This window comes from Natrinema soli (assembly GCF_028618695.1).
Genome location: NZ_JAQIVI010000629.1, coordinates 1 through 510, shown reverse-complemented (window position 1 = coordinate 510; position 510 = coordinate 1). Strand labels below are relative to the sequence as shown.

At 69.6% G+C, this 510-nt stretch carries 1 protein-coding gene; it reads right to left on the bottom strand.

The window, feature by feature from the left end:
• A partial coding sequence (locus PGX04_RS28485) for a LamG domain-containing protein (protein WP_273741568.1) occupies nt 1-510 on the bottom strand: 510 nt, incomplete at both ends.

Sequence of the window (510 nt, the reverse complement as noted above, 5' to 3'; positions counted from 1 at the left end):
GTAGATGCCGACGGCGTCGATCGCGAGGCTCGCGTACGCGTCGTTCTCGGCGTCGGCTCCGATCGTGACTCGCGTGTCACCGTCCGCGACCGCGAGGCCGTCGGTGGAGTGGGGCCCAGACGCGAGTTCCTCGCCGTCGACGTACAATCGCAGTTCGTCGGCACCGTAGACGCCGACGATCGAGTGCCACTCGTCGTCGCGCAACCCGTCCGGAACCGGTGCAGTGACCGTTTCGCCGTCGCCGTCGATAGCGAACTCGAGCGAGCCGTCCGCGATCCGCAGCGCATACCGGTCACCGCCAGTAATGAGCGGCGAGTCCGCGCTCGTCTCGAGGTCCCGAACGGAGAGGCCGACCGTGAAGCCGGGGCTCGTCTCGTCGGGTTCCGGGACGGACCGGACGTCGAGGTAGTCGCCGCTTCCGTCGAGGAGGACGGCACCGTCGGTACTGGTGCTCGGTGCGGCGTCGGGACCGGGGACCACGTCAGGGGAGCCGATAAGGGCGCCGTGGCC